9 protein-coding genes and 1 pseudogene are annotated in these 13,477 nt (G+C 73.7%); 9 read left to right on the forward strand and 1 reads right to left on the reverse strand.

The genetic code is table 11. The annotated features are described in order from the left end of the window. Window positions 1–4: 4 nt before the first annotated feature. From OG776_RS23910 to OG776_RS23940, 7 genes are all read left to right on the forward strand, one after another. Window positions 5–790 (forward strand): SDR family NAD(P)-dependent oxidoreductase, encoded by a 786-nt coding sequence (locus tag OG776_RS23910; protein ID WP_148008921.1) that lies wholly within the window; start codon window positions 5–7, stop codon window positions 788–790. Window positions 791–890: 100 nt separating this feature from the next. Continuing rightward, entirely contained in the window at window positions 891–2,009 is a 1,119-nt protein-coding gene (locus OG776_RS23915; RefSeq protein WP_148008920.1) for an LLM class flavin-dependent oxidoreductase, read from the forward strand. 10 nt (window positions 2,010–2,019) lie between these two features. Then, the gene (locus OG776_RS23920) at window positions 2,020–3,750 is read left to right on the forward strand and encodes an N-acyl-D-amino-acid deacylase family protein (RefSeq protein ID WP_148008919.1); all 1,731 of its coding nucleotides are present in this window, start codon (window positions 2,020–2,022) and stop codon (window positions 3,748–3,750) included. Beyond that, on the forward strand, window positions 3,747–5,225 hold the full coding sequence (locus OG776_RS23925; RefSeq protein ID WP_148008918.1) for an aldehyde dehydrogenase family protein: 1,479 nt from the start codon (window positions 3,747–3,749) through the stop codon (window positions 5,223–5,225). The genes OG776_RS23920 and OG776_RS23925 overlap by 4 nt, the downstream gene beginning before the upstream one ends. Before the next feature lie 123 nt (window positions 5,226–5,348). Continuing rightward, entirely contained in the window at window positions 5,349–6,098 is a 750-nt protein-coding gene (locus OG776_RS23930) for an SDR family oxidoreductase (RefSeq protein WP_148008917.1), read from the forward strand. Between the two features lie 96 nt (window positions 6,099–6,194). Continuing rightward, window positions 6,195–7,148 carry an SDR family NAD(P)-dependent oxidoreductase gene (locus OG776_RS23935; RefSeq protein ID WP_148008916.1) on the forward strand — a complete coding sequence of 318 codons (954 nt, stop codon included), beginning with the start codon at window positions 6,195–6,197 and terminating at the stop codon, window positions 7,146–7,148. Between the two features lie 20 nt (window positions 7,149–7,168). Further along, a complete protein-coding gene (locus tag OG776_RS23940; protein ID WP_148009449.1) occupies window positions 7,169–7,993 on the forward strand; it encodes a TetR/AcrR family transcriptional regulator in 825 nt (274 codons plus the stop codon). A 378-nt stretch (window positions 7,994–8,371) separates the two neighbouring features. Here the strand turns inward: OG776_RS23940 and OG776_RS23945 are convergent. After that, window positions 8,372–9,842: pseudogene (locus tag OG776_RS23945) on the reverse strand (CehA/McbA family metallohydrolase). Between the two features lie 133 nt (window positions 9,843–9,975). On the opposite strand from OG776_RS23945, the gene OG776_RS23950 reads away from it, so the two are divergent. Continuing rightward, a complete protein-coding gene (locus OG776_RS23950; RefSeq protein WP_148008914.1) occupies window positions 9,976–12,561 on the forward strand; it encodes a bifunctional FO biosynthesis protein CofGH in 2,586 nt (861 codons plus the stop codon). A 174-nt stretch (window positions 12,562–12,735) separates the two neighbouring features. Beyond that, entirely contained in the window at window positions 12,736–13,302 is a 567-nt protein-coding gene (locus OG776_RS23955) for a hypothetical protein (protein WP_187285589.1), read from the forward strand. Window positions 13,303–13,477: the final 175 nt, after the last annotated feature.

Below are 13,477 nucleotides of genomic sequence, written 5' to 3' on the forward strand. Positions count from 1 at the left end.
GGACATGGGCAAGCTGGACGGACGCGTCGTCCTCATCACCGGCGCGGCACGCGGACAGGGCGAGCAGGAGGCGCGGCTCTTCGTTCGGGAGGGCGCCCGGGTGGTCCTCGCGGATGTGCTCGACGACCAGGGGGAGGCGCTGGCCAAGGAGATCGGCGCGCGCTATGCCCACCTCGACGTGCGCGAGGAGGCCGACTGGCACGCGGCGGTCGCCGCCGCCAAGGAGGCGTACGGGCGGATCGACGGGCTGGTCAACAACGCCGGCATCCTGCGCTTCCACGAGCTGGTCGACACCCCGTTGGACGAGTTCCAGCAGATCGTGCAGGTCAACCAGGTGGGGGTGTTCCTCGGGATCAGGACCGTCGCGCCGGAGATCGCGGGCGCGGGCGGCGGCACGATCGTCAACACGGCCTCGTACGCGGGGCTCACCGGAATGGCCGGGGTGGGCGCCTACGCCGCGACCAAGCACGCCATCGTGGGCCTGACCCGGGTGGCCGCCCTGGAACTGGCCGCCCAGGGGATCCGGGTCAACGCGGTCTGCCCGGGCGCCGTCGACACGGCGATGAGCAACCCCTCCCAGCTCGACCCGGACGCAGACCCCGCCGACAGCGCGGCGACCTCCCGGGCCCTGGACCAGCTGTACCGCAAGCTCGTGCCGCTCGGCCGGATCGGGCGGCCGGAGGAGGTGGCCCGCCTCGTCCTCTTCCTCACCGGCGAGGACTCCTCGTACATCACGGGCCAGCCCTTCGTGATCGACGGCGGCTGGCTGGCGGGGGTCACAGTGATCTGACGAGCCGTCAGCTATTGACGCCCCGGGGGCCCGGTGCGACAGTCGGCGGACAGCAGATCTGACGGCATGTCAGATACGAATGTGGGGACGGTGAACCTCCGTGGAATTCGGGCTCTTTGTACAGGGATACGTGGGAAAGCGCGCCGAGACCGACCCGCTCGCGGAACACAAGGCGCTGATGGAGGAGACCGAGTACGTCATCCAGGCGGACAGGTCCGGCTTCAAGTACGCCTGGGCGTCCGAGCACCACTTCCTGGAGGAGTACTCGCACCTCTCCGCCAACGACGTCTACCTCGGCTACCTGGCGCACGCGACCGAGCGGATCCACCTCGGATCGGGCATCTTCAACCCGCTCGCCCAGGTCAACCACCCGGTGAAGGTGGCCGAGAAGGTCGCCATGCTCGACCACCTCACAGGCAACCGCTTCGAGTTCGGGTCCGGCCGCGGCGCCGGCTCGCACGAGATCCTCGGCTTCCTCCCCGGTATCACCGACATGAACCACACCAAGGAGATCTGGGAGGAGACCATCGCCGAGTTCCCGAAGATGTGGCTCCAGGAGGAGTACCCCGGGTTCCAGGGCAAGCACTGGCAGCTCCCGCCGCGCAAGATCCTGCCCAAGCCGTACGGGAAGTCCCACCCCGCCATGTGGTACGCCGCCGGGTCGCCGCCCTCGTACGCGATGGCCGCCCGCAAGGGGCTCGGCGTGCTCGGCTTCAGCGTCCAGAAGGTCTCCGACATGGAGTGGGTCCTCGAGCAGTACAAGACGGCCGTCGTCGAGGCGGAGCCCGTCGGGGACTTCGTCAACGACAACGTGATGGTGACGACCACCGCGATCTGCGCGCCGACGCACGACGAGGCCGTCCGGATCGCCGTCAGCGGGGGCCTGCACTACCTGCCCTCCCTCGTCTTCCGCTACCACGACACCTTCCCGCGCCCCGAGGGCTTCCCCGTCTGGCCCGAGACCCTCCCCGAGTACAACGAGGAGTTCATCGAGCTGCTGATCGCCGAGGAGCTGCTGATCTGCGGCGACCCGGACGAGGTGCTCACCCAGTGCAAGCGGTGGGAGCAGGCGGGCGCCGACCAGCTCTCCTTCGGCCTGCCGGTCGGGGTCTCGCGCGCATCCACGCTCCAGACCATCGAGCTGATCGGCCGGCACGTGATTCCGAAGATCGACACGGACCCGGTGCACCGGACCACCCGGTTCCGCCAGGCTTCCTGAGGGGGCGGCCATGCTCGACCACGTCATCAGGGACGCCACCGTCGTCGACGGCACGGGCGCGCCCGGCCGCCGCGCGGACGTCGGCGTCCGGGACGGCCGGATCGCCGTGATCGGCACGGTCACGCAGCCGTCCCGGACGAGCGAGGACGCCACGGGTCTCGTCCTCGCCCCCGGCTTCGTCGACCCGCACACCCACTACGACGCCCAGCTCTTCTGGGACCCCTACGCGACCCCGTCCCTGAACCACGGGGTCACCACGGTCGCGGGCGGCAACTGCGGCTTCACCCTCGCCCCGCTCCACCCCGAGCGGCCCGAGGACGCCGACTACACACGGCGGATGATGTCCAAGGTCGAGGGCATGTCCCTGGTCGCCCTGGAGGAGGGCGCGCCCTGGAACTGGCACACCTTCGGCGACTACCTGGACGCGCTGGAGGGGCGGATCGCCGTCAACGCGGGCTTCATGGTGGGCCACTGCGCACTGCGCCGGTACGTGATGGGCGCGGACGCGGTGGGCGGGCAGCCCACCGGGGAGCAACTGGCGCGGATGCTCACGCTGCTCCACGAGGCGATGGACGCCGGCGCCTGGGGCCTGTCCACCACCCAGTCCTCCACCCACTCCGACGGGGACGGCAGGCCGGTCGCCTCACGGCACGCCCGCCCCGCCGAACTGCTCGCCCTCAGCCGGGCGGTGGGGGAGCACGAGGGCACCCAGATCGAGGCGATCACGGCCGGCTGCCTCGACCAGTTCAGCGACGCCGAGATCGACCTCTTCGCCGAGATGAGCGCGGCGGCGGGCCGGCCGCTGAACTGGAACGTGCTGACGGTCGACGCCGCCGTGCCCGAACGGGTGCCGAGGCAGCTGCTGGCGAGCGAACGGGCACGGAAGGCCGGCGGCCGGGTGGTGGCCCTCACCATGCCGATCCTCACCCCCATGAACATGTCGCTGGGCACCTTCTGCGCGCTGAACCTGATCCCCGGATGGGGCGAGGTCCTCGCCCTGCCCGTCCCCGAGCGCATCGCCAGGCTCCGCGACGCGGACGTCCGGGCCGAGATGCTGCGCCGGGCCGGCTCCAAGGAGGCCGGTGTCTTCCGGCGGCTCGCGCACTTCGGGCGGTACGTGATCGGCGACACCTACAGCGCCGCGAACGAGGGGCTCACCGGGCGGGTGGTCGGGGACATCGCGGCCGAACGCGGCCAGGAGCCCTTCGAGTGCCTGGTCGAGATCTGCGCCGCCGACGGGCTGCGGACCGTGCTGTGGCCCATGCCCTCCGACAACGACCCCGCCTCCTGGGCCCTGCGCGCCGAGACCTGGCAGCATCCGGACGTGCTGCTCGGCGGCTCGGACGCGGGCGCCCATCTGGACCGCATGTGCGGGGCCCCCTACACGACCCGCTTCCTCGGGGACTGTCTGCGCGGCCGGCGACTGGTGCCGCTGGAGCGGGCGGTGCGGATGCTCACCGACGACCCGGCGCGCCTCTTCGGACTCCGCGAGCGCGGGCGGGTCGCCGAGGGCTTCCACGCGGACCTCGTGCTCTTCGACCCGGAGCGGATCGACGCGGGCAAGGCCACCCTGGTGCACGACCTGCCCGGGGACAGCCCGCGGCTGGACTCCAGGGCGATCGGCGTGCGCGCGGTGTGGGTCAACGGGGTCGAGGCGATCCGCGACGACACGGTCACCGGCGCCGTCCCCGGGAAGGTGCTCCGCTCCGGGCGGGACACGAGGACGGTGAGCACCCGGTGAGCGGTGCCACCGGCAGCGGCCCGGGGGCCGGGGCACAGCGGCTGTTCATCGGCGGCTCGTGGGTCGCGCCCGACGACGGGCACTACGCGGTGACCGACCCGGCGACCGAGGGGCTCGTCGGGTGGGCGCCGGAGGCCTCCCGGGACCAGGTGCGGGCGGCGGCGGCCGCCGCCCGTGAGGCCTTCGGGCCCTGGTCCCGGACGGCTCCGGAGGAGCGTGCCGCCGTGCTCGGCCGGGCGGCCGACGCCATCAGGCGCTCCCTCGTCCCGTACGCCGAACTCGCCGCGGCCGAGAGCGGTGCCACGACGGCGACCGCGCGCGGGATGCAGGTGGGGGTGGCGGCCGCCCGCTTCCGGCGGTACGCCCGGGTCGAGCCGGCCGAGCAGCCGCTGCCGCCGCAGATCAACGAGGCGGGACCGTTCGGCGGGGCGGCCGTGATGAGCGCCCTCGCGGTGCGCCAGCCCGTCGGCGTGGTCACCTGCATCACCTCGTACAACAACCCCTGGGCCAATCCGGCGGGGAAGGTCGCCCCCGCGCTCGCCATGGGCAACACGGTGGTCGTGAAGCCGGCCCCGCAGGATCCGCTGTCCGTCTACCGGATGGCGGAGGCGCTGGAGGCGGCGGGTGTGCCCCCCGGCGTGGTCAACGTGGTGAGCGGTTCGCGTCCGGCGGCCGGGGAGGCGGCCGTGGACTGCGAGGACGTGGACATGGTCAGTTTCACCGGCTCGACCGCCGTCGGCCGGCGTATCGCCGAGGTGTGCGGCCGCGGGATGAAGCGCCAGCTGATGGAGCTGGGCGGGAAGGGAGCTGCCCTCGTCTTCGACGACGCCGACCTCGCGGCGGCGGTGTCGGGGATCGGCACCACGTACTCCTTCTACAGCGGTCAGATCTGCACGGCGCCGACCCGGGTGATCGCGCAACGGGGTGTGTACGACCGGCTGGTCGACGGACTCGCCGCGTACGCCGGGCGGCTGCCGGTCGGCGATCCACGGGAGCCGGGGACGGTGGTCGGGCCGGTCGTCTCGGCGGCCCACCGGGACCGGATCGAGGCGTACGTCGACCTCGGCCGGAAGGAGGGCGCGCGGGTGGTGGCGGGCGGTGAACGGCCGCCCTGCGACCGGGGGTTCTACGTCGCCCCCACGCTGCTCGCGGACTGCACGGCGGACATGCGGGTGGTCCGCGAGGAGATCTTCGGGCCCGTCGTCGTGGTCGTGCCCTTCGACGACGAGGAGGAGGGGATCGCGCTCGCCAACGACAGCGACTACGGGCTGATCGACTACGTGTGGTCGGGCGACGTGGCCCGTGCCTTCCGGGTGGCCCGGCGGCTCAGGTCGGGCGGGGTCGGGATCAACACCGTCGGCCGCAACATGGAGGCGCCCTTCGGCGGCTTCAAGCGGAGCGGTGTCGGACGGGACGTGGGCTCCTACGCGCTGCACGCCTACAGCGAGCTGCAGGCCCTCGTGTGGCCGGGGTGACCCGGCCGGACCCTCGCCGTAGCGGCGCTACCCACAAACGGTAGCGCCGCTACGGAATCAGTGTTAGCGTTGCTCTCGTCGGGTTGCGAACACCGCTACCCCCGAAGGTCGAGGAGCAACGTCATGAGCGAACGGACCGGCACCTCCCCGCGCGTCGCGGTCGTCACCGGCGGATCCCGCGGGATCGGCCGCCAGACCGCCGAACGGCTGGCCGCCGACGGGTACGCCGTCGTGGTCAACTACGCGGGCAACCAGGCGGAGGCCGACAAGGCCGTGGCCGCGATCACCGACGCGGGCGGCGAGGCCCTCGCCCTGCGCGCGGACGTCGCCGACGAGACGGCGATGGCGGACCTCTTCGACACGGTGGAGGCCCGTTTCGGCGGAGTCGACGTCGTCGTGCACGCCGCCGGGGTGATGACCCTCGCGCCGCTCGCCGACCTCGACCTCGACGCCCTGGACCGGATGCACCGGACCAACGTGCGCGGCACGTTCGTCGTCGGACAGCAGGCCGTCCGCCGGCTGCGCGCGGGCGGCGCCCTCGTCAACTTCTCCAGCTCCGTACTGGGGCTGGCCATCCCCGGCTACAGCGGATACGCCGCCTCGAAGGGCGCCGTCGAGGCCATGACCCTGATCGTCGCCCGCGAGCTGCGCGGCCGGGACGTCACCGTCAACGTGGTGGCCCCCGGGCCCACCGCCACCTCCCTGTACCTGGACGGCAAGGACGAGGAGACCATCGCCCGGGCGGCCGCCCAGCCCCCGCTGGAGCGTCTGGGCGTGCCCGAGGACATCGCCGGCGTGGTGTCCTTCCTCGCGGGCCCCGACGGCCGCTGGGTCAACGGGCAGGTCCTCCGCGTCAACGGCGGCGTCATCTAGCGGACGGGACCCCACCGCTTCCTCCTCCTCCCGCCGTTCTCCGTCTCCGCCCCTCCTCAGAAGCAGAAACCCAGAAACAGAACCAGGAGTTCAGCCATGGACACCGATCCGCGTCCTGTTCCCGATGCCGTGTCCGTTCCGCGCAGGACGATCCTCATCACCGGCGCCGGTTCGGGCTTCGGCGCCCTGTCGGCCCGTGCCCTCGCCCGCGCCGGACACACGGTGTACGCGGCGATGCGCGACACCGCCGGCCGCAACGCGGAGCGGGTCGCCCGCGCCGAGGAGTACGCCACCGCACACGGAGTGGACCTCCGTACCGTCGAACTGGACGTCCTCTCCCAGGAGTCGGCCGACGCGGCGGTCGCCGAGGTGCTGGCCCGGTCCGGCACCCTGGACGTGCTGGTCCACAACGCCGGGCACATGGTGACCGGCCCGGCGGAGGCCTTCACCCCAGAGGAACTGGCCGCGGTCTACGACACGAACGTGCTCGGCACCCAGCGGGTCAACCGGGCCGCGCTGCCGCACCTGCGCGCCCAGGGTCACGGCCTGCTGCTCTGGGTCGGCTCGACCTCCTCGCGCGGCGGCACCCCGCCCTATCTGGCGCCGTACTTCGCCGCCAAGGCGGCGATGGACGCGCTCGCGGTGTCGTACGCCGCCGAGCTGGCCCGCTTCGGCATCGAGACCAGCATCGTGGTGCCGGGTGCCTTCACCTCCGGCACGGAGCACTTCGCGAACGGCGGCCACCCCTCCGACGGCGCGGTGGCACACGCGTACGAGGAGCGCTACGCGGGCCTGACCGACCAGGTCGGCCGCCGCCTCGCCGCTCTCGCGCCCGCCGACGCCGACGCGTCCCTCGTCGCCGACGCCGTCGTCGGGATCGTCGACGCCCCGGACGGCGAGCGGCCGTTCCGGGTGCACGTGGACCCCTCGGACGACGGCTCGGAGGAGGTCAGCCGGGTCGCGGACCGTATCCGCACCGAGTTCCTGACCCGGATCGGCCTGGCGGACCTGCTGACCCCGCGTCCGGCCGCACGGGAGGGGGCCGCGTGAACCCGGCCGGCGCCGCACCCGTGGGCACCAGGGAACGCATCCTCCAGGTGGCGGCCGACCTGGTCGCCCGGTCACCCGACGGTGACGTCTCGACCCGGGCGGTGTGCGAGGCCGCCGGGGTCGGCGCCCCGGCGCTCTACCGCCACTTCGGGGACAAGGAGGGTCTGCTGTCGGCGGTCGTCGACCAGGGCTTCGACCGGTACCTGGCGACCAAGCGCGACCGGACCCCCGGTACGGACCCCGTAGGGGACCTGCGCGAGGGCTGGGACACCCATACGGACTTCGCCTTGCGCAACCCCAACCTCTACCGGCTGATGAACTCCCCGGCCATGCGCACCCCGCCCGCCGCGGCCCTGGAGTCCCACCGCATCCTCACCGGGGACCTCCGGCGGGCGGCCGAACAGGGCAAGCTGCGGCTGGCTCCCGAACTGGCCGCCCAGATGATCATGTCCGCCAACGTGGGCGTCTGCCTGATGCTGGTCTCCCGCCCGGCCACCTTCGACGACCGGACCCTGTCACGCCGGGTACGGGACGCCGTGCACACCGCGGTCTTCGTACCCGGGGTGATGGCCGACACGGCCACGGACACCGGCACCGGCACCGGGGAGGCCGGGGCCCCGGGAGGCGGCCGGTCCGGAAGCGGGAGCGCCGCCCCGGCGCCCGGTACCGCTTCCGCCTCCGGCGCGCCGACGGCCGGCAGGGGTGAGGCGACGGTGCCCGCCGTGGCGGCCCGCCTGGGCGCGCTCCTGCGGGGGACCGCGGGGCCGGCCCTCACCGGCGCCGAGTCCGCGCTGCTCGGCGAGTGGCTCGACCGGCTCGCCAACGCGACGCCGGACCGGCCGTAGCGGCACTGCTCGGGCCCCGGGCCGCCGCGGCCCGAGCACGACGACGGACGCCGGCCGTTCCCCGCCCTCCGTGGCGTCGTCGGCATGACGGACACCGACACCACCCGACCCCGGTGCACCCCCTTCGGTGGGCGGCCCTGAGCGTTCTCGGCCCACTACTCGCCGTCGCCCGCGAGACCTGCCGGGACGGGGTGCGGGCGACGGACTCCGGGGACACGCTCGTCCCGGTCGCCCGGGCCGGGGTGCCGCTCGTCACGCCGGCGGCGCTCGCCGGGATCTCTCTCCCCGCCCCGGGCGGCGGAGGGCGGCCGGGGCGGGCCGCGCTCATGGTCCTCCTGGTCGTCCCGCCGGCCCCCGGCGAGGCGGGAAACCCGCCGTTCAGGCGCCCAGGAAGACCGGGTTGGTGAACGCGGCCAGGGCGCCCGGGACGGGACCCGCCGCCGTCTCGTGCCGCAGCTCGGCCCGTACGTAGGCAGCGGACCCCGCGGTCGTCCGCCACTCCACGGTGCCCGAACCGGAGACCGGCAGGACGCCACCGGTGAACACGACCCCCTGGTCGGTGACGAGCCGGACCCGGCAGCGCGGGGCGCCCGAGACCTCCAGGCGGACCGTCACCGGGGCGTCCGGCGCCACCTCCAACCGGCCGCCGGTCTCGGCGTGTTCACCGGCCGGACCGGACGCGGTGAACGCCAGCGCCACCCTCCCGGACTCCGCCACGTAGGAGCGGCCCGCGCGGATGCCCGCCTGGACCGCCTCCCGGGTCAGGTCGTCGGCGAGGACGACCGTCTGGGGCGTGCCGACCGCGTCCGGGGCCCGGTGGGCGTCGCTGTTGCCCATCGCCGGGGGCCAGGTCCGCGACGCCGAACGGACGGACGCGACCAGCGTGTTGTCCCACTCGGCGAGGGCCACCTCGTCGTCCGGCGTGTACGGACCGTTCCACACCTCGACCGCGTCCGCCTCCCCGAACCCGAACTTCCAGCCGCAGCCGACGCAGCCGGCGTGCGGATGCGCCGGGACGACCAGGCCGCCCGCGTCCCGGATCCGGCGGGCGAAACGGCCGAATCGGCCGTCGCGGGCGCGGTAGCGCCAGTCGACGAACGTCCCCGGGTCGGTGCCGAGCGCCAGCACATGGCCGTTGCGCGTGGTGACCTCCTCGCCGAGCATGATCAGCAGGTCGTCGCCCGCGTGGTCCGCCCAGTGCGGGTGCGAGGAGTGGGTGTTGTGGTCCGAGCTGTTGATGAAGTCCAGCCCCGCCGCCCGGGCCAGGGCCGCGATCTCCGCCGGGGTGCGGCGGCCGTCCGAGTACCAGGAGTGCAGATGGCAGTCGCCCCGGTACCAGGCACGCCCGCGGCCCCTCGCGCGGGGCGGCGGGTACACCGGGGCCGGAGCCGCGGCCTGCTCCCCGTGGGAGAGCGTGACGGTGACCTCGTACGACAGGCCCTGGGGTGCCACCGTGTACGGGCCGAGCGCGATGTGCCAGGTGCCGGGACGGATCCGGCCGGGGAGGTATCCGGGGGTCGCGTCGTCGGCCCGGACGAAGAACTCCGGGCGTGCCCCGCCCGACCAGCCGCGGAAGCCCTCGCCGCCCAGCTCCGTGCCGCGTTCGTCGAAGAGGCCGATGTCGAGCGCGTTGCCCGCGGTGCCCGCCGGGACCGGCGGTCTGTCGTAGTCGTACGCGACACGGATCTCCCGCACCCCGTCCGGGACTTCGACCGGGAGGTACACGTAGTCCGGCGCGCCGACGGGCAGCGTGCCCGACACCGTCCGGGTCCCGGTACGGCCGTCCGCTCCGGCGCCGCTCGCGAAGGTCACGCCTTCCAACGTAGGCGCCGCGCCCGCCGGTCACCAGCGGCGCGCGCCGGCCGGTGCCGACCGCGCCCCCGTATCCGCCGCACCGGCCCCGCGCCCGCGCCGCGCCGCCGCGCGACGGGAATCCGCCCGCGCCCTCCGACGCCTGATCACGGCGATCGTATGCTCGAAGGATGACGACTTCCGCGACTCCCGGGACCGGGCCGACGGCGAACTCCATGCGGCGGGCGCTCCGGCGCGCGCGGGACGGCGTCGCGCTCGACGTCACCGAGGCGGCCGTCCTGCTCCAGGCGCGCGGCGAGGATCTCGACGACCTCGCCGCGTCCGCCGCGCGGGTGCGGGACGCGGGCCTGGACGCCGCGGGCCGACCCGGCGTCATCACGTACTCCAAGAGCGTGTTCGTCCCGCTCACCCGGCTGTGCCGGGACAAATGCCACTACTGCACCTTCGTGACCGTCCCGGGCAAGCTGCGCCGGGCCGGGCACGGGATGTTCATGTCGCCGGACGAGGTCCTCGACATCGCCCGGCGCGGGGCCGAACTCGGCTGCAAGGAAGCCCTCATCACCCTCGGCGACAAGCCCGAGGACCGCTGGCCCGAGGCCCGGGAGTGGCTGGACGCGCACGGGTACGACGACACGATCGCCTATGTGCGGGCCATCTCCGTCCGCATCCTGGAGGAGACGGGCCTGCTCCCGCACCTCAACCCGGGCGTCCTGTCCTGGACCGACTTCCAGCGGCTCAAGCCGGTCGCGCCCAGCATGGGGATGATGCTGGAGACGACGGCCACCCGGCTGTGGAGCGAGCCCGGCGGACCGCACCACGGCTCCCCGGACAAGGAACCCGCCGTACGGCTGCGGGTCCTGGAGGACGCGGGCCGCTCGTCGGTCCCCTTCACCAGCGGGCTGCTCATCGGCATCGGCGAGACGTACGAGGAGCGCGCCGACTCCCTCTTCGCGCTCCGCCGCGTCTCCCGCGCCTACCACGGCATTCAGGAACTGATCATCCAGAACTTCCGGGCCAAGCCGGACACCGCGATGCGCGGGATGCCGGACGCGGAACTGGACGAACTGGTCGCCGCGGTGGCCGTCGCCCGGCACGTCATGGGCCCGGCCGCCTGCCTCCAGGCGCCGCCCAACCTGGTGGACTCCGAGTACGGGCGGCTGATCGGCGCGGGGATCGACGACTGGGGCGGGGTGTCCCCGCTGACCATCGACCACGTCAACCCCGAGCGGCCGTGGCCGCGGATCGAGGAACTGGCCGAGCGGTCCCGTGCCGCCGGCTTCGAACTGCGCGAACGGCTCTGCGTGTACCCGGAGTTCGTCCGGCGCGGCGAGCCCTGGCTGGACCCGCGGCTGCTGCCGCACGTCCGGGCGCTGGCGGACCCGGAGACGGGCCTGGCCCTGCCCGGCGCCGTCGTCGAGGGACACCCCTGGCAGGAGCCGGAGGAGGCGTTCACGGCGTCGGGGCGCACCGATCTGCACGCGTCGATCGACACCGAGGGCCGCACCGGCGACCGCCGCGAGGACTTCGACCTCGTCTACGGCGACTGGGAGGCGCTGCGGGAGGCGGCGGCCCCCGGCATGGTGCCGTCCCGCATCGACACGGACGTCCGGGCCGCGCTGAGGACGGCCGCGGACGACCCGACGAGGCTGACGGACGACGAGGCGCTCGCGCTGCTGCACGCGGACGGACCGGCGCTGGACGCGCTGTGCCGCGTCGCGGACGACGTCCGCAGGTCCGCCGTCGGCGACGACGTCACGTACATCGTCACCAGGAACATCAACTTCACCAACGTCTGCTACACCGGCTGCCGTTTCTGCGCCTTCGCCCAGCGCCGTACCGACGCCGACGCCTACACGCTGTCCCTGGAGCAGGTGGCCGACCGGGCCGCGCAGGCCTGGGACGTCGGGGCGGTCGAGGTCTGCATGCAGGGCGGCATCCACCCCGACCTGCCCGGCACCGCGTACTTCGACATCGCGAAGGCGGTGAAGGAGCGCGTTCCCGGCATGCACGTGCACGCCTTCTCCCCGATGGAGGTCGTCAACGGCGCCACGCGTACGGGGATGTCCGTCCGTGAGTGGCTGACCGCGGCGAAGGAGGCGGGGCTCGACACCATCCCCGGCACCGCCGCGGAGATCCTGGACGACGAGGTCCGCTGGATCCTGACCAAGGGCAAGCTGCCCGCGGCGACCTGGATCGAGGTCGTCACGACGGCGCACGAACTGGGCATCCGCTCCTCCTCGACGATGATGTACGGCCATGTGGACCAGCCCCGGCACTGGCTCGGCCATCTCCGCACCCTGTCGCGCATCCAGCAGCGGACCGGCGGCTTCACGGAGTTCGTGACGCTCCCCTTCATCCACACCAACGCGCCCGTCTACCTGGCGGGCATCGCCCGGCCGGGTCCGACGGTCCGCGACAACCGCGCGGTGACCGCCATGGCCCGCCTGCTGCTCCACCCCCACATCCCCAACATCCAGACCAGCTGGGTGAAGCTGGGCACCGAGGGCGCGGCGGAGATGCTCCGCTCCGGCGCCAACGACCTCGGCGGGACGCTGATGGAGGAGACCATCTCCCGGATGGCGGGCTCCTCGTACGGCTCCTACAAGTCCGTCAAGGACCTCGTCGCGGTCGCGGCGGCGGCGGGGCGCCCGGCGAGGCCCCGGACCACCCTCTACGGCGAGGTGCCCGAGGAGCGGCAGCGCGCGGCGGCGGCGTCGGACGGCCACCTGCCGGAACTGCTTCCCGTGCTGGAGTGAGGGACCGGCGGGCATCCGGGGCGGGTCCGGGCGAGAGCCCGGGCCGCGTACCCGGCCCGGGAGGCCGGGGTCGGCGTTCGGACTCGGCGGCTCACAGTACGATGATCCGACCCTCGGTCGAGGGTCGGAAGCTTCGTCAGCCGGAAGCTTCATGAGCTGAGGAGTTGCGTGTCCGTGCCTGCCCGACGGCTTCCCTCCTGGGTCTGGGTCACCGGTCTGACCGCGGCGGCGCTCGTCGGCGTCACCGCCCTGGCCGCGCAGGCCGACCAGGGCGCCCACCCGGTCGCCTCGGCCAAGCGGCCGAAGTCCTCCGCCACAGCCGGCCCGCACCCCTCCGCCACGCCCCGGAAGAGCGCGCCGGCCGCGGTCCCCGGTGGGTCCGGAACGGGCCGCCGCATCGTCTACTCCCTCGCCCAGCGCCGTGTCTGGCTCGTCGACGCGACCGGCGCCGCGAGCCGTACCTTCACGGTGTGGCCGGGCACGGTGAGCCCGGTGCCGGGCCGCTACGCGGTGTCGTCCACCGACGCCTCCACCACCGGGACGGACGGGAAGAAGGTCGAGAACATCGTCTACTTCACCGTGCGGTCGGGCGTCTTCATCGCCTTCTCCAACGCCCAGGACGGCTCCTCGCCCCAGCCCTCGCCCGGAGCGAAGACCGGGGCGATCCGGATGCACAGCGCCGACGGGGACGCCGTCTGGAAGTTCGGCAGCAAGGGGACGGCCGTCTCGGTCGTCGAGTGACGAGGACGGCGTCGCCGGTCCGACGAAGACGGCGTCGCCCGTCCGACGAAGACGGCGTCGCCCGTCCAGGCATGACCCGCGCCGTACCCGGCGGTCTGCGCCAGACTGGAGCCCGGACCGGGCGAGCGGTGACGTCGGTGACGGAGGGGACGGGCGGATGGTGCGGGGGCGGCCG

It is taken from the genome of Streptomyces sp. NBC_01689, assembly GCF_036250675.1.
GTDB lineage: Bacteria > Actinomycetota > Actinomycetes > Streptomycetales > Streptomycetaceae > Streptomyces.